Genomic DNA, 15,910 nt, shown 5'->3' with positions numbered 1-15,910 from the left:
TGTGGACGAATTGCGACTTGTGTATTTTTGAACACGTGTCTAGTTGATATAATATTTCGGTGAAATAGCTTCATTCGCGAGGGCGCGTCGAAGTGTCACCCACGAACAGGGCGGGTGGGGCGGGAATGTTAGCGTTTGTTAGCCGGTGGCCGTGGGCCGACGGGGGGCGTTACCGCCTACAAGCTGGGAATCGTAGGGTTTCACTCTGGTAGACGGGATTTCTCCGACGGCTCGGGCCAAAATGTTAGCAAATGTTAGTCTCGATCCGCGTAGCGCCTGAACGAGCCGCGACCGCAAAGGGAGCGAGAGGCTACTCTTTGCAGGACGTCGAAACCGTCCGCGTTTCTCCGGTTTCTGAGTGCGTTGATTACCGACAGCGAGAACGAACCGAATGCTCGATCTCTCCACCGTCCGCCCCGCCAGCGCCGCGGCCTTTGAACGTGCCAAAGCGGTGATCCCCGGTGGCGTGAACAGCCCGGCCCGCGCGTTCGGCGGGGTCGGCGGCAGCCCGTTGTTCATCGCCCGCGCCGACGGTCCGTTCCTCTTCGACCTCGACGGTAATCGCTACCTCGACTTCATCGGTTCGTGGGGGCCGATGATTCTGGGTCACTGCCACCCGGCCGTGGTCGAGGCCACCATTGCCGCGCTCAAGAACGGCTCCAGTTACGGCGCACCGTGCGAACTCGAAACGCGGCTCGCCGAAATGGTGATCGACGCGGTGTCGTCGGTGGAGATGGTGCGGTTCGTTTCCAGCGGCACCGAAGCGACGATGAGCGCGATCCGGCTCGCGCGCGGGTTCACCGGGCGCGACCTCGTCATCAAGTTCGCCGGGTGCTATCACGGGCACGTCGATTCGCTACTCGTTTCCGCCGGTTCCAGCGCGCTCACGCTCGGCGTCCCGAACAGCCCCGGCGTTCCCGTCGGCTGCACGCAGGACACGATCGTCCTGAAATTCAACGACACCGCCGCGCTCGCCGAGGTGTTTGCCGCGAAGGGCGACAAGATCGCGGGAGTGATCCTCGAACCGATCGTCGGCAACATGGGGCTTGTTCCGCCGACCGCCGAGTTCCACCGTGAACTCCGACAACTCACCCAGAAACACGGCACCTTACTCATTTACGACGAAGTGATGACCGGGTTCCGGCTCGGGTACGGCGGCGCGCAGGAACTGCTCGGCGACAAGCCGGACCTCTCGTGCTTCGGCAAGATCATCGGCGGCGGGTACCCCGTCGGGGCTTACGGCGGGCGCGCGGACATCATGAAGAAGATCATGCCCGCCGGTCCCGTGTTCCAGGCGGGTACGCTCTCGGGCAACCCGGTCGCGATGGCCGCCGGGATCGCCACTCTGAACGAGTTGAAAGTGAATCCGCCGTACCCGCGGCTCGAAGAACAGAGCAAGCGAATCGGCGAGGGGTTGTTGAAGGCCGCCGCGAGCGCGAACGTGCCGGTGCAGTTCAACCGCGTCGGCAGTATGTGGACACTGTTCTTCACCGATACGCCCGTGAGCGACCTCGACACCGCGAAGACGAGCGACACGAAGCGGTTCGGCCGGTTCTTCTGGGAGATGATGGACCGCGGCGTGTATTTGCCGTGCAGCCAGTTCGAGGCCGCGTTCACGTGCGGCGCGATGACCGACGAGCACATTGCGACGACGATTCAGGCCGGCGCGGAGAGCTTTCAAGCCGTCGCCAAAGGGTGAGAGTTTCCGCGGGCACGCGGACCGTTCGCGCACTACTTTTCGGCGCGCGGAACTCGCCCGCGTTCACACTTCGTCTCGCCCGGATCGGGGAGCATCATGAAGGCCCGCGCCCTTGTTCTCATCATCGGTATCACCACGATTCTGGGGATCGGTGGGTTCGCCGCGTACCAAAGCCCGTGGGTGCGGTCGCTGTTCGCGCGCAGCTCGGTCGACCCCGCTGAACTCGAACGCGCGATGAGCGCCCCGCTGCGCAACCCCGCGGCCGCGGATGCCGCGACCGGGTACCCGCAGTGGCGCGGGGCCGCGCGAGCGGGCGTCGCACCGGTCGGGTCGTTCCGCACCGATTGGGACAAGAAGAAGCCGAAGGAGTTGTGGCGCCAACCGATCGGCGGCGGGTACGGGTCGTGTGCCGTCGTCGGCGGGAGGCTCTACGTTCAGGACCGGCAGGGCGGGACCGAGCGCGTCGTGTGCATTGATGCAGAGACTGGTAAACCGGTCTGGGATTACGCCTACCAAGCCGGGCAAGCCGGTAACGACAGCACCTACGCCATCGGTCCGCGGGCCACGCCCACGGTCATCGGGAACACGGTGTACACGGTCGGCGGATCCGGCAAACTGCTCGTGCTCGAGGTCGAAGGCAGAGCGGTCAAAGTGAAGTGGGAACACGACCTGATTCCCGAGTTTCAAGCGCCAATGCCACAGTGGGGCGTGGCGTGTTCGCCGCTCGTCCTCGGTGATCTGGTCATTGTGCAACCCGGAGGCAAGGACGCGGCGGTAGTCGCGTTCGACAAGAACTCGGGCGCCGTGAAGTGGCGGGCGGGTTCCAATCCACCGGGCTACAGTTCGCCCATCGCCGCGAACATTGGTGGGCAAGCGACAGTGTTCGCGTTCCTGGGGGACGCGCTCCTGGCCGTGCGCGCCGCCGACGGCGCGGTGACCGACAGCTTCAAGTGGGCCACCCAGTTCAGCGGGAACATCGCCACGCCCGTCATCGTGGACGACGAGTACGTCTTCATCTCGTCGGCTTACGGGATGGGCTGCGGGCTGTTGCGGGCCGAGAAACAAGGCGACGAAGTGAAGCTGGTGAAGGTGTATGAGAACCGCGGGCGCGCGTTCCAGAGCCACCACGCGACGGGCGTGTTCAAGGACAAGCACCTGTTCGGCGTCGACGGCACGCGCGGCGACCGTGGGCTGAAGTGCATCGAGTTCATGACTGGTAAAGGGGTGCCGGATTGGGAGTGGGCCGAGAGCGGTCAGGCGAGCGTGATCCTCGTGGGCGACCACCTCATTCTCCAAACGGAGCGCGGCGACCTGTGCCTGGTCGATGCGAACCCGAAGGAGTTCAACCTGGTTGCGAAGATCCCGAAGGTGCTGAGCGGGAAGAACAACTGGGCGACGCCCACCCTCGTGAACGGTCTGCTGTACGTTCGGGACGAGGAGAAAGTGCTGTGCTTCGACGTGCGGCCGTAGTCCGCGTGCCGCTCGCAGCGCGAGCGGCACGTGTTTCGACAATCCATTTAGTCTTGTTCCGGATCGTCGTAACGGATTGAACGAGCCGCGACCGCAAGGGCGCGGGCGGCTCGCTACAAGGAACTCGAAACTAGATTAACCTGTAACGACCGCGCCGGCTTCGCGGCAGAGCTGTTCCGAGCGCTCGGCCGTGGGCGCTTCGGCGATGACACGGACCACCGGCTCGGTGTTGCTCCCGCGCACGTGCAACCACCAGTCCGGCCCGTCGAGCCGTAACCCGTCGATGCGGTCGACCCGCGCGTCCGGCCAGCGCACTTCGAGTGCGGTCAGCGCATCCGGCAGGCGCTCGCGCGAGACGGTGAACTTCGTCTTGAGCATCGCGTACTTCGGAAGCTCGGCCACGAGCTGCGAGAACGGCTTCTTCTCTTCGGCCATCAGGCTCAGAATGAACGCCATCCCGACGAACGGGTCGCGCACCCAGCCGATGCGCGGGTCGATGACGCCGCCGTTCCCCTCGCCGCCGATGACCGCGTGCGTGTCGCGCATGAGGCCGACCACGTTCGCTTCGCCCACCGCGGAGCGGTAGAACGGGCACCCGGCCGCGATCGCGATGTCCTCATTCATGCGCGAAGTGGACATGTTCACGACCACCGCCCCGGGCTGCTGCCGCAACCGGTACTTCACCGCGAGCGCGAGCGTGGCTTCTTCGCTCACGCACGTCCCGGTCTCGTCGATGAGCGCGAGCCGGTCGGAATCGGGGTCGAGGACGAACCCCACCGCGCATTCGTGCTGCTGCACCCAGGGGGCCACGTCGCCGAGGTTGGCCGGTGTCGGCTCGGGTTCGTGTGCGAACAAGCCGGTCGGGTCGCAGCCGTACTGGATCACGTCGCAGCCGAGGTCGGAAAGCAGCCGCGTACCGAGTGGCCCGCCGGCGCCCGCGTTCGCGTCGAGGAACACGCGGAACCGCTGGCCCGCGACCGCCGCGACGCTGATCGTATCCAGCACCGCGCGGGCGTGATCGGCGCTCACGTCCGGCGGAACGCTGACGCTCCCGATACCGTCCCACGCGGACCGCGCGAAGTCCCCGGTTTCGTACAAGGCGCGAATGGCCTGGCCCGTCTCGGCCGGGAGTACGGCTCCGTCCGCGCCGAACATCTTGAGCCCGTTCCAGGGGGCCGGGTTGTGGCTCGCGGTGATCTGGATCGCGCCGGCCGCGTTCATCTGGCGCACCGCGAACCCGCACGTCGGGGTGGGCGCGATGCCGATGTCTTCCACGGTGCAGCCGGCACCGAGTAACCCGGCGACGACCGCGTGGCGCAGCATTTCGCCACTGGGCCGACCGTCGCGCGACAGAATCACGCGCTTCCCCGCAGCGGTAGAGCCATACGCGGCGGCGAATCGCGCCGTGGCTTCGGCCGTCAGCCCGGCGCCAACGATCCCGCGAATCCCGGACACGGACACGATCAAATCGGACGGAACCGCCATAGTAGCGCGCCCTGGGAAAACAGTTGGAACGAGCGAACCGGGCCGAAGGTGTTATAGCGACGGGCGGCTACCTCCAACCGATTACGCTCTCGCCGAATCGGTCAAGGAGCGCCCATTTCCCCTTCATGCCCACCGTCTTTTCGTCCACGGTGAGCGTTTTGAGGTGCTTCAGGTACTGTGATTTTGCGAGCGCCGTTGCACCGGCGGGGCCGATTTTGTTGTCGTTGATATCGAGCTCCGTCAGGTTCGCCAGGAGCGGGCTCTCGGCGAGGGCGGTGATCGCGGACGGACCCAGTTTGTTGTCCCAAAGTTTCAGCGAGGTGAGTGCGGGGAGGCTTAGTGCCGCGTGCGCCAGTGCAAGGCCGCCACGGTTCGTAAGTCGGTTGCGCGACAGGTCGAGGGTTGCGAGCGTCGGGAACGTGCTTTCAAGGAGAGCTTGGGCACCTGCTGCGCCCAATCCGCAGTTATCGAAAAAGAGAGCCGTAAGCGTACCGGCGAATGCCGCACTTGAGAGGTACGCGGCCTCCTGCGCGCGGAGTCGGACGTTATTCAACTTGAGAAATTCGAGCGCGGGAAGGTGGCACCGCGTAAAGTGCCCGAACGCGAGTGCCGTGAACGTTGCTGAGTCCAGATCGATTTGTTGCAGCGTTTTGGAGGAAGCGGACGTGTGGAAATGAAACGCGGCAACGTGGTCGAAGTCCGCTCCCGCCAAGTCGAGTTCGATGAGGCGGCCGAGGTGGGGGGAACCGAGGACCGCGCGAACCGCGTCGCCGTCGATCGAATTGTGACCGAGTCGGAGGCGCGTGATGTGTGACGTGTTTTCGCACCGCGCGAGTTCCACGACGGCTTCGGGGCCGGTGTCGCATCTGGTAAGATCGAGTGTTTCGAGGCGCCCCAGCCCCGGCCATTCGGTGAGTGCGTGAACACCCGCGTGACCAATTTCATTACCGTAGAGGTGCAGGGCCTTCAGACCGGTGAGGTGTTTCGAGCGAACAATCTTCTCAAGGGCTTCTGCTGTCAGGTCCGCGTGAGTGAAGTTCAGTTCCTCGATCTGTGTCAGTTGCTTGACTTTCCCGAGATCCGGAGCGACGTGCCCCTTCTCGAACGTCAGTTTTCGCAGAAACGGCGCCGCGGCGAAGAGCCGATTCGCGTTGCCCGGCAACAGCCCCGGTCGGTCGACTGCCACCGCATCAATAACGCCGTACTTGTCGGACAGCCACAACCACGGCGCGAATTTGCCGACCAATTGCGGCCGCAGGCCGAGCACCTCGAGGGGGTCGAACCACTCTTCGGCGTGTGCGTCGACCAATTCGGCAATTCGTTCATTCTTCGCTTCGTGCGCCGGGGCATCAGGCTTCAGTCGCTGCATTTCGGTACACAAACGGATGAAGTCGCCCTGAGTATCGCCGTTCTCGGTTAGGTAGTCCGCGTACACTAGGTAGCCGTTTTCGTCGTCGCGGCTCCGGAGGATCGCGTTGATGAGCGCCGTTTCGGTAGCACTTCGGCGCACCGTCTGGCCCCGTGCGACCCGCTTGGTGAACGCCCCAAGACCGTGGGCCGCGTCGTAGAAGAAATTGGCCTCTCGTAATTCCTGTTCCGTCTCCGGGTTCCAAATACGTGTGCGAACACTGTTGTTCTCGTCGCGCGCTGCCCACAGCAAGAAGAATCGCCCGTTGCCGAGATCGCTCTTGAGTGGTGCGTGGAGCATGTGTGCGAGCCGAGCGTCAAGTTCCGCTCGCTCTTCAGCGGTCATTTCGGGACCGGTCTGTTGAGTGCGCTCATTCTTCCCGGCGCGTTTGCGTGCCATTGGGCGGTTCCTGGCGAACGATCTGATTTTTTTAACCATCCTATTGGCCCGACTGGGTGGAATCAGCGTCCCACGCGATGCGGTCGAAGGTAGCCCACAGCTTTCGCCCGCGAACCGGGTTCACTGACGCGAGGTGCGCGATTCGTCCCGCCAGATGCGCACGAAAGTCGGGGTGGCTCGCGCGGTTTTGGGTCGCGGGTCCGTGGCGCACGCAGTTCGTGAGAATCGCTTTCAACAGATCGAAGTCCGCACGCGGGATGTTCGGCCGCACGTTCACGACCGCGCCGGTCACGGTTTGCCGTTCGCTGCGGCCTTGCATGCGCGTTTTTCCGCGATTCAATGTGAAGCCTTCTTCTGCCGCGATCAGTGCCACTCGGCGCGCGAGCCGCGACGCGGAGCGCCTCACGTCTTCACCACCGGAGAACGTCAGATCGTCCGCGTATCGCGAATAAGTGGCTCCGCACGCGGACGCGAGGCCCGCGAGTCGGCGATCGAGTCGGTGGGCCGCCAAGTTCGCGAGTGCGGGCGAGGTCGGCGCGCCTTGTGGTAGGTGGCGGGTTGCGAGCCGAATTCGCGTTTGGTATTCCGCGCTATCGGTACGCGGGTTGGGGCGCGCGTTCCAATCTTTGGTCGGGAGGCGCGTGGTACACAGACTCCCGAGGAGCCGTGCGACTGTTTCGGGGTAGCCCAGCGTGAGGAACATTCGGAACACGCGCCCGGCCGGGATCGAGGGGAAGAAATCCGCGAGGTCGAAGCGGATCACCACTGCTCGCCCACAATGTGGGGCTGCGTTCGTGATTGCGGATCGACCAACCCGGAACCCGTGTACGGCCGGGTGTGATGGTACGGAATTCAGCAAGCCGACGAGTACCTTCCGCTGTGCTCGCATGAGCGCAGGTATTGGAACCTCCAGCAACCGTGCCCGGCTGTGAGTTTTGGGCACCCATCGCGCCCGGTACGTGCGCACGGAACCGGGGCGGTGTCCCGTATTGCGGCCCTTCGGGTCCGCGAGCCACAGCAGGCGCTCGAGCGGCACGCCGAGCCACTCCGCGAGCGCGGGTTCGTTCGGGAGATCGGGGAGCTCCTTTGCCCATTCTGGGCGCGGCAATGGGGGAGGTGTGGGAACCGGAAAGAGGTGCCACACGGGGAAGCGATCGTCCGCGTTTCGGTCGGACGCGAGCGCAGCGAATGCCCGCTGAAATCCGGCATCGGCCGTGAGAACCGCGAGGAGTGTGGGGAAGGGGGGCGCGGTTGAATGTGTTTCGAGGACGCGCTTCGCGAGTGCCGGTGCCCACGCGAAGGTGTGGCCGGTTGCACGATAGGCGGACTCGCGCAGTCCGGCAGCGGTCCATTCGCCCGCGAGCATCCCGGCCGCGAGGTTTCGCACGAATCGTTGCTGGGTGCTCATTTCGTCCGTGAACGTGAGAGCCGCGAGCGGGTCGACGAGTCCCGTCCCGCGCGACATCGGGGGCGTGGAAGCGCCCGGGCTGTCGCGCGCCTGCAGTCCCAAGTGATAAAAGGTCTCCGGGGTAACCCCGGAGCGATGGCGGACACGGTTCTCGCGAACCATGTTGCCATCGTGCTCGGCCCGCTCGCGGTGGAGGGATAGTGGCCGACGGCTCGCGAAGTGTCAACGTCGGTAGCGGAACGGAGCGCGTCCGGGGTGTAGGACCGGGTTTGCGCGCGTGTTGTGCTGAACTACAATGTAATGGTGCAACTCACTCCCGGCGTTCGCCCCAAGCGCAAAGCCGGATGGCCGATGGCGAAGCGCAAGCCGTCACCGGAGCAACGCGCGGCGTTGGAGGAACAGGCCCACCCGTAGGGCCAAATCGTCGCCCACCGTGTTTACGGTGAAGGCGGCCCCGACCCCTATGTGGACTTCGATCCGATGGAGCAGGCACGGGGAGCGCTCGAACAATGCACCCAACGCCAAGCTCAGCAACGTCCCGACGAGTTGCCCGGTATCGTTCGCGCCGGGGCCGCACTCCCTTAGTTCGAGTCGGGCTCCGGCTCCGGGCGGACGTTTCGATCCGCGGTCGACACGTCGGGCGGTTGACCGAACCCATCGGCGCCGTGGGTTCCCAGTTCCAGCGCCGAACCGGCGCCTGATTACAAACCCGGTGCTACACCCCACCTCAACTAACACTTACTCGGTGGTGGTTCCAACTGCGAGAATGCCCGCAGTTGTGGCCGATGGACATCGTCCGCACCGGGTCACGGGCCATCGATCAGTTCCAGATCCTCCGCCGAAATTGGGCGCGCGAACCCGGCCGGAGGACGGTCCCATTTGACGTCCCAATATTGGCGAATCGGGATCTCGTGGTGCGGCCCGCACTCGCGGACGATCACACCTTCGAGTTCAGTCCCCCGGTGCCGGACGCGATCACCCGTGCGGAAGTACGGAAGGGTTGGTTCTGTCTGCGTTTCAAACATGGTGGGCGCCGTTCGGGAGGATTGCTGCCCGAACTGTAGCTCACATTTATTCCTCGGACTCGCGGGCCGATAACTCGAGTCCCTTTTTCTGATGAGCCTCGTCCCGCCACCTGTGGTCGTGTTTACAGGTCAACGTCCGCTCCCCCCGGCTACTCGTCGCAACGATCATCACCAGGCTCCCGCACACGGGGCACGTTCGCCCCCGGTGGTGGGCGATGCAGGCGCCGTTCGTACACATCCAGATGGCCTGCTCGTCTGGTCCCACGGCAGCGGGCTCCATTTCCGTTCCGCACACGCGGCAATTCATTTGATCTCCTCCCGGCACGGTCCTACGTGCTTTTTTCACGCAATCCGGGTGCCGGGCGCTTTGTAACGGACGCTCTAACGAAGGGTATCTCCACCAAGTGCCGTCTTTTCCGACATCAGCCGAGCGTAACTTCCCAGTTTCAAGTGTCTTTGCGAGCCAATCAACTCACGAGATGTCTCGCCCAGGTAACACACAGGTTCAGAGCGAGGAAATCTCGTTTGTTGTCGTCGAATTGGAGGCCGAACCGCCGGGCCACGGCGTCCCGAAATCGGTCGATGAGTTCCCGATCCGGCGCGTTCATCGTTCGCCCGCCCCGTTCAGCTCTAAGGTCCGCCAAACCTCGTCCGGCACAACTCGCGCGGTTTGGAGGACGAAGAGCAACTGCTCGTCTCGCACCCCGATCCCTGTTATGAGTTCCAGATCGGAAGTTTGGAGGAGCGGGGGGGTAGTTTGCGGAGGGCTGAGCCGTCCAGCCGACGCACGCCCAGCACCCCGTCTACTGCGATGGCAACCCTCCGCTCGCCGAGGTGCAAAAGAACATAACGCCCGGTCGGCGCTGCCCCGGTCGCGCCGACCAAGAGACCGAGCGACCACCGAGACCGGCGCCCCTCGGATGACGGCTAGTCCGCGGACGACCGGCGGCGTTCCCGGAACGGGTTCCGCGGGAAGCGGGCGCATGCTTCCCACCACGTCTACAAGGGGATCGCACACAACCTGGAACCCAATCGCGTGAGGAGAACGGTCGTCTCCGTGGGAGCGGGTACCATTGTCGCGCTGGATGAGTTCGGAATGGGCAACATCTCGGAGCGTCGGCTGTTCCCGCACTTCTGGGAGCGGTCATTTCGCAGGGAGGATTCACAGATAATGGGCAAAAACTGCGCCCTGGGACTCGGCGTTTTATGGGAATGGAGCGCGGGATGTCAATTCGTCTTAATTGTGACCGCTCTCTTCGAATTTAGTGAGGCAAAAACTGGTATCTAAACGAAAATAATCTGGGACCGTATGGGCGAGGCTTATAATGTCGCTAAAGATATTCATGTGATACCTCACTGGCTACCTCACGTTCCGCTCTTCGGGTATGGACGGGCTGTTGACTCACATTGGCAGATAACTGCATCATTCGAGGTGCTCACAATGATCGAGAAAGAATTACTCTGCAGAAGTGGGTGCTAACCCGCGCGTAATCAGGAGTCGGAGATGCGAACCGTGCTTCGTCTGATCTGCTCCGTGGCGCTTGTAGCGGCACTGGTTCCCACCGCGGGTTCCGGTGAACCGGCCGCGCCCCCGTCGACAAAGGAGCCGAAGGTCGAAACCATCGACGACCTGTGGGCCGGGTTCGATCCGCGCGCCCTGCCACTCGAAATTGAAGTCGTCCAGAGCTGGGACGAGGGCGATCTCACCGTCGACGCGATCTACTTCAATGGCGAGGAGTTCGGCGGGCAGACGACGCGCATCTTCGGCTACCTCGGGCGCCCGAACAAGGTGAAGGGGAAGATCCCCGGTGTGCTCCACATCCACGGCGGCGGGCAGACGGCGGTGCGCGACTGGCCCCGCTTCTGGGCCGCCCGAGGGTACGCGTGCCTGAGCTTCGATTTTTGCGGCAACACCAACCTCCCGGAACTCGGACCGGGGTACAAGCGCGAGCACTACACGCACTGGGGAAAGGTGCCGGCCGACATGCTGAAGATCGGCGCCGGCACCCAGATGACCCCGACCCCGCGCCACAACCCGTGGTACCACTGGACCCTCGCCGCGCGTCGCGGGCTCACGCTGCTCGAGCGCTACTGCGAGGTCGATGCGGAGAAGCTCGGTGTGTTCGGGGTCTCGGTCGGCGGGACGCTCACATGGAGCGTCGCGTCGGTCGATTCACGGGTGAAGGCCGCGGCGCCGATCTACGGGTGCGGGTGGGAGTTCTACCAGTACCCGCCCGACCCTGCCGCGCCCGCGGGTGCCGATCTCAAATTGTGGCGCAAGCTCATTGCGCCCGAGGCCCACGCCCCGCGGGTGAAGTGCCCGCTCCTGTACCTGAGCGCGACCAACGACGGGCACGGGCGCATGGACCTCGCGTTTCGCACGCTCGATACGCTCGGCTCGAAGGACCGCGGTCAGGTGTTCTCGCCCAACTACGATCACCACATCGAACCGGCCGAGGCGAAGTCGCTGCCGCTATTCATGGACTGTCACCTCAAGGGCACCCCCGCGAAGTGGCCCGCGACACCGGAACTCGGCTTCGCGGCCGGCGCAGGAGGCACCCCCGAAGTCCGCGTCGTGCCCGCGAACCCGGAGCAGGTCGAGCGCGTGGACGTGTACTACTGCCTCAACAACGACAGGCCCACGACGCGCTTCTGGCGCACTGCGGGGGTCGTCAGGCGCGTGAAGGACACCTTCACGGCCCCGGCGCCGATCCTCGCGCCGACCGACGTGCTGTTCGCGTTCGCCAACGTGAGTTACGAGTCCGGCGCGCGTATCAGTTCGCGCCTGGTGAAGCGTGCCGCGGCCGACATCGCGGGAGCAAAGCCGACCCTCGAGCGCCAGTTGCTCATCGACGCGATGGACGCGCCCACCGATTGGAACTGGGTACCGGCGAACACGGACCCGTGTCGCGACGTCTCGTTCTTTTCCGAGTGGACGGGGCCGACCGGCGCGCGGGGGTTCACGCTCGATCCGAAGACGTTCGGGTACGGCGGGGCGATGCCCTACTACTTCGGCACGCGCAAGATCGGCGACCCGCAGTTCCGCGGTACCGGGCGAAAGTCCCTGCTACTGGATTATCCCGCGGAGAACGTACCGGAGAAGTTAACTGTGCGGCTAACGAACCGCGTTCCGGGTCAGAACCAGACCGAGTTCACTGCTGCGATCACACTCCCGCAAAGGGGAGAAGGGGCGTGGCGGACGATTCGTATGGAAGCGGGCGACTTCCACGACGCGACCAAGAAAGCCCTGCCGAACTGGGATCGCGTCGAGTTCTTCGTGCTCAACGGAACCAACCCGGCGAACAAACCGCCGGTGTTCAAGCGCCTGCGCTGGAGTGAGTAATTGCGGAGGCGGTGCGTCGGGCCACTCCCATTTCCGAAAAGCAGCTCCGCTGGACCATAAAACGCAGACCACGCATTACGCTCCCGCTCGATCCGGGGCGAAGAACGGGCGCCCGGCCCGCTGGAGGATCTGGTACCCTATCCCGGTCAGCGGGAAGTCCTTCGCGACCAATCGCTTCACTTTGGTTTTCACGCCCGTTTCCTCGACCACGTCCCCGGCTTTGGGGTCCAGTACGGCCAGGCTGTCGGGGTGAACCACGAAGCGCTCGGGCCGAACGCCCCGGCCGAATTGCTCGATGAACGCATCAATGCTCTCCGGCTGGAGGCAGAACGCGCCCGCGACGAGCTTCATGCGGAACGTTTTGACCATCCACAGTGCGGCAATCGGGTCGGTGTAAAAGTACGTGTGCTTGCTCACGCGGCACCTCGAACGGATCTCGGCGAAAGCGGAAGATCCTAGCGTTCGCCGCCCAACGGGTACACCCCAGATGCGCCCGCACTACGAGAAGGGTGAAAAAATCGGTGGGATTGATTGGAAGACGCGCGGCGGAGGTCTCGCGAATTCAGGAGCGGACTCGAATCACCCGCCAACAGAGGCGATTCGACGAAGCGAGCCGCCAGCTTCATTCGCGCTCGTGACACATCTGCGCCGGGCGGCCGGAGGCCCCGTTAATCGAGATTCACGACTTGTCCGTCGTTCCGAACGCAGAACAATTTGAGCATCGGTTGCGACAGGGAATCTCGGACGAATCGCACGGACCCGTCCCCGAGCGCGAAGTTCGCGCCGCCGGTGTGCTGGCTCCCGAACGAGTTGACCCGGAGTTCGTAGAGCGGGAAGAACCCGGCGTAGTCGGTCGGCGGGTTCGCGGGTACGCGGTAGTTGAGTGGGGCGAACGCGCTCATCGTCACGTCCCCGGCCGCGAGGCGCCCGCCCGAGTTCGCCCACCACCCCACGCTCCCCATCGGGTTGACGAACTGACCGCTCGGCGGAACCACCACGGCCGCGGCCTTATCGTTGTTCGTGTCCGTGTGGCTCCGCTCGCCGAACAGTGCGGTATTCGACAGCCCGTCCGTCACGTCCCCGATCCGCACCGGCTGACCCGTCGGCGCGGTCTGTGAACCCGGCCCGATCACGGAGAACATGCCGTCGTTTGTGGCGGCGGCCGGGTCGTAACTCCGCCCCCCGCCGTTGCCACCGTAACTCGCCAGCGCGTACCAGCGGTTGCTCCCGGAATCGACCGGGTTCGGTCCGTTGATCGCGTCCGAGGGGCAGAGCAAGATCGGGACGAGTGTCGCGGTCTTCGCCGTCGGTCCCGGTGCCGGGAGGGTCGTGTTCACGAGCGGATCGGTCAGGTTCCAGTCCCTCGTCAAGTTGTCCTGTTCCATGAACGGTGCGAGGTACACGAACAGCGTCACGCCCCGGAACTTCGGGGCGGAGGCGAAGGACAGTTGGTTCACCCCGGGCGGGAACTTTTCATAAGCCCCGTGGTAGCTGTGGGCCGCGAGTCCGAGTTGCTTCAAGTTGTTCGAGCACTTCATCCGCGCGGCCGCTTCACGAACTTTTTGGACCGCGGGGAGGAGCAACCCGATGAGGATCGCAATGATCGCAATCACCGCTAGGAGCTCGATCAGCGTGAACGCGCGGCGCATTGAACCCTCGGGCGCTATATCCGAACGGGAATAACGATCCTACATTACCCCGAAGCCGCGGGCGCGGCCAGGGGATCAACAGAGAGCGGAGCGCCCGCGACCGTCTGAGCGATCTGGGCTGCGAGCGCGCGGTACAACCGAATCGCCTCGTGCCCGTGTGGGGTCACAATCGCGCCGCCGCCGCCCGTCCCGCCGGTACTGGATTCAACGAGCGCGACGCCCGCGGCCTCGTTCATGTCTTGAACGAGGGTCCACGCCCGGCGGTAGGACATCTGCATCTTCTTGGCGGCGGCCGAGATGCTCTGTTCGCGCGTGATGTGTTCGAGGAGCTCGACGCGCCCCGGTCCGAGAACTTTCCGGCCGTCGCGCTCGACCCAAATCCGGGTCTTCAATCCCCATCGGGATTTATCAGTGGGCATACTCGACCCTCGGAAATTCGTGACGGTTGCACTGCCCGTCATGGTACGCGGGGCACGACGGTTAGCAGTGCCAACGTCGTTGTGTCGGCGAATCAAGCGTGGAGGTGTGACGTGATCGTGCGAAGTCTGTTGGTCGTCGGGCTGCTTTCTTTTGGTGCGCGTGCGGCGGACGAGCCGAAGCCGCTCGGCCCGGTCGAAGCGCGCAAACAGGTGGGGAAGGAGATCGCCGTCAAGATGAAGGTGAAGACGGCGAAGGACCGGCTCGAAAAGCGCGGGGAGATCTACCTCGACGCCGAAGAGGACTTCAAGGACGAGAAGAACTTCGCGGTCGTCATCACCCGGAAGGGCGCAGTGAGTCTGAAGGAAGCGGGCACCACCGACCCCGCTGACCACTTCAAAGATAAGACGATCACAGCAAAGGGTACGGTGAAAGAGGTAGACGGGGTACCGCGGATCGAGGTCGACGACGCGAAGCAGATTGCTGCCGAGAAGCCCTGATCCGCGAGCCGAGCCTCGTTCGCTTCTGACAGTGAAGTGCGTTCGGCTCACCGCGTGCGGAGGGCCTCAAGGAGTTCGTTTGATCGGTGGCTGCCGGGCCGAGTGGGACGTGATACGCTGGTAGTACCAGCCCGACTGTTCCCGATGCCCGGAAGAAATACGTGACCGAACGCTCTCGCCGTGTGAGCCCCGCACTGGCGCTCCTCGCCTTCGGGCTACTTTCCAGTGCCGCACGCGCACGCGATCCCCTACCGGGCGCCGGAGCGGACCCTCTGGAGGCGGTCGCACGAGCCTACCGCATCGAGGTCACAACCGAGTCCGCGTTTCCGGTTCGGACGACCTACGGCGCCATAGACGGAAAGAGCCCGGACCGCGCTGCCCGCGAGCGCTACGTTCCCCTTTTCATTTCCGAGTTCACCCTCTACCCCCGCGAACTGGTAACGCGGTCGAAACTCAAGCGCGTCGTTCTGTGTGCCGAGCTATCATTCGCCGGTCAACGCAGGAACGCGGTTCCCGATTTCGAGCACGACACGCTGTACCTTGATGCTGAGCGCGGCGCGGGCGACCGCACGTACTTGCGGAAGGTGATCCACCACGAGTTCTTTCACATCATCGATTACCGGGACGACGGCCAGCTCTATTCGGACGCGGGGTGGGCGGCACTGAACCCGCGGGACTTCATGTACGGGACCGGCGGCGCGAACGCGCAGACTACGAGCACAACATCCGTGCTCACGAGCGCCGTGCCCGGGTTCCTGAATCACTACTCGACGACCGGAGTGGAGGAAGACAAGGCCGAAGTGTTCGCCAACATGATCGTCGATTCGGCTTACGTCGAGGAGCGGATCAAGACGGACCGCGTGCTCGCGTCGAAGGTCGAGCGCATGCGCGCGCTGATGGCCCGGTTCTGCCCGGATGCGAACGAGAGCTTTTGGACCGCCGCGCGCAGAGTCGATCGAGCGGACGCCGCGCCCGGGAGTAAGGCGGATTCGTGTGCTCCTGAGTCGAGTTCGTGTCGGCCCGCGTGCTTGGTAGACCGCTGGCGCCTGTTGCGGGTACCACACCGCCGGCTCTTGCGCTGTGATTGAGATAAACTGGTTCTCCGAC

General features: G+C 64.2%; 12 protein-coding genes. 5 read left to right on the top strand and 7 right to left on the bottom strand.

The features are described from left to right. The first annotated feature begins 391 nt into the window (after positions 1 to 391). On the top strand, positions 392 to 1,699 hold the full coding sequence (hemL, locus tag J8F10_RS12075) for a glutamate-1-semialdehyde 2,1-aminomutase (protein WP_210654064.1): 1,308 nt from the start codon (positions 392 to 394) through the stop codon (positions 1,697 to 1,699). Between the two features lie 96 nt (positions 1,700 to 1,795). Continuing rightward, positions 1,796 to 3,169, top strand: coding sequence for an outer membrane protein assembly factor BamB family protein (locus J8F10_RS12070; RefSeq protein WP_210654063.1), 1,374 nt, complete (start codon positions 1,796 to 1,798; stop codon positions 3,167 to 3,169). Between the two features lie 135 nt (positions 3,170 to 3,304). Here the strand turns inward: J8F10_RS12070 and glmM are convergent, their stop codons facing one another. The 4 genes from glmM to J8F10_RS12050 form a co-directional block, all read right to left on the bottom strand. After that, positions 3,305 to 4,654, bottom strand: a complete 1,350-nt coding sequence (gene glmM, locus J8F10_RS12065) for a phosphoglucosamine mutase (protein ID WP_210654062.1) — start codon at positions 4,652 to 4,654, stop codon at positions 3,305 to 3,307. Between the two features lie 67 nt (positions 4,655 to 4,721). Further along, on the bottom strand, positions 4,722 to 6,461 hold the full coding sequence (locus tag J8F10_RS12060; RefSeq protein WP_210654061.1) for a TIGR02996 domain-containing protein: 1,740 nt from the start codon (positions 6,459 to 6,461) through the stop codon (positions 4,722 to 4,724). A gap of 40 nt (positions 6,462 to 6,501) precedes the next feature. Beyond that, positions 6,502 to 8,031 (bottom strand): reverse transcriptase family protein, encoded by a 1,530-nt coding sequence (locus J8F10_RS12055; RefSeq protein WP_210654060.1) that lies wholly within the window; start codon positions 8,029 to 8,031, stop codon positions 6,502 to 6,504. Positions 8,032 to 8,675: 644 nt separating this feature from the next. Continuing rightward, positions 8,676 to 8,894 carry a hypothetical protein gene (locus J8F10_RS12050; protein ID WP_210654059.1) on the bottom strand — a complete coding sequence of 73 codons (219 nt, stop codon included), beginning with the start codon at positions 8,892 to 8,894 and terminating at the stop codon, positions 8,676 to 8,678. A 1,504-nt stretch (positions 8,895 to 10,398) separates the two neighbouring features. On the opposite strand from J8F10_RS12050, the gene J8F10_RS12045 reads away from it, so the two are divergent. Continuing rightward, complete coding sequence (locus J8F10_RS12045) at positions 10,399 to 12,237, top strand: alpha/beta hydrolase family protein (protein ID WP_210654058.1); 1,839 nt, start codon at positions 10,399 to 10,401, stop codon at positions 12,235 to 12,237. A 75-nt stretch (positions 12,238 to 12,312) separates the two neighbouring features. Here the strand turns inward: J8F10_RS12045 and J8F10_RS12040 are convergent, their stop codons facing one another. The 3 genes from J8F10_RS12040 to J8F10_RS12030 form a co-directional block, all read right to left on the bottom strand. Next, positions 12,313 to 12,654: a hypothetical protein gene (locus J8F10_RS12040; RefSeq protein ID WP_210654057.1), complete on the bottom strand. Its 342-nt coding sequence runs from the start codon at positions 12,652 to 12,654 to the stop codon at positions 12,313 to 12,315. A gap of 251 nt (positions 12,655 to 12,905) precedes the next feature. Then, entirely contained in the window at positions 12,906 to 13,886 is a 981-nt protein-coding gene (locus J8F10_RS12035) for a DUF1559 domain-containing protein (RefSeq protein WP_210654056.1), read from the bottom strand. 44 nt (positions 13,887 to 13,930) lie between these two features. Next, positions 13,931 to 14,305, bottom strand: a complete 375-nt coding sequence (locus tag J8F10_RS12030) for a winged helix-turn-helix domain-containing protein (protein ID WP_210654055.1) — start codon at positions 14,303 to 14,305, stop codon at positions 13,931 to 13,933. Between the two features lie 111 nt (positions 14,306 to 14,416). Here J8F10_RS12030 and J8F10_RS12025 point away from each other — a divergent pair, with 111 nt between their 5' ends. Further along, positions 14,417 to 14,803 carry a hypothetical protein gene (locus J8F10_RS12025; RefSeq protein ID WP_210654054.1) on the top strand — a complete coding sequence of 129 codons (387 nt, stop codon included), beginning with the start codon at positions 14,417 to 14,419 and terminating at the stop codon, positions 14,801 to 14,803. A gap of 161 nt (positions 14,804 to 14,964) precedes the next feature. Beyond that, the gene (locus tag J8F10_RS40320) at positions 14,965 to 15,891 is read left to right on the top strand and encodes a putative zinc-binding metallopeptidase (RefSeq protein ID WP_210654053.1); all 927 of its coding nucleotides are present in this window, start codon (positions 14,965 to 14,967) and stop codon (positions 15,889 to 15,891) included. The last annotated feature ends 19 nt before the right edge of the window (positions 15,892 to 15,910 follow it).

Origin of the sequence: Gemmata palustris, from assembly GCF_017939745.1 — a bacterium.
GTDB classification, from domain to species: domain Bacteria; phylum Planctomycetota; class Planctomycetia; order Gemmatales; family Gemmataceae; genus Gemmata; species Gemmata palustris.
This window is presented reverse-complemented; position numbering and strand designations above follow the sequence as displayed.